This window comes from Ruminococcus sp. AF17-22AC (assembly GCF_003460065.1).
GTDB lineage: Bacteria > Bacillota > Clostridia > Lachnospirales > Lachnospiraceae > Blautia_A.
The window spans coordinates 1-513 of the sequence record NZ_QRXT01000029.1 but is presented as its reverse complement, the minus strand read 5'-3'; the positions used below and the strand labels follow the sequence as shown (position 1 = coordinate 513).

The window sequence follows — 513 nt, the reverse complement described above, 5'->3', positions numbered from 1 at the left end:
GTATTCTGCCCGGGAGCAGATTGAATTTATTGAAAAACCTAAACGACTGTATTTTGAAACCTTTCAGGGCAGAGAAGCGAGCTGCATTCTGCCGGTTCAGGAAGGGAAAAATGGTCTTACCGGAAAAGGAGTACTGGTCGGCATTGTGGATGCGGGAGTGAATTTTTTTCATCCGGATTTTCGAAACGAGGATGGAAGCAGCAGGATACTATATCTGTGGGATCAGAGCATACCCGGAAATCCTCCGAAAGGCTACACAAAAGGAACGGAATATACGAAAGAAGAAATTGATAAGGCGCTTGCACTTGGGGAAACCGAAGGCAGGCGCCTTATTCCATCCAGAGATGTCAGTGGACATGGAACGGCAGTGCTCGGAATTGCGGCGGGAAATGGGACGGTATCGGAGGGCGTGAACCGCGGGGTAGCCTATGAAAGTGATCTGCTTGTTGTAAAGATGGGGAATGCAGGAGAAAATTCTTTTCCGCGGACGACGGAGCTGATGGAAGGGATTGA

Annotated in this window: 1 protein-coding gene; it reads left to right on the top strand. The window is 48.9% G+C overall.

The window, feature by feature from the left end:
• Window positions 1-513: S8 family serine peptidase (locus tag DWW86_RS16935; protein ID WP_147338122.1), on the top strand; the 513-nt coding region annotated here is incomplete at both ends.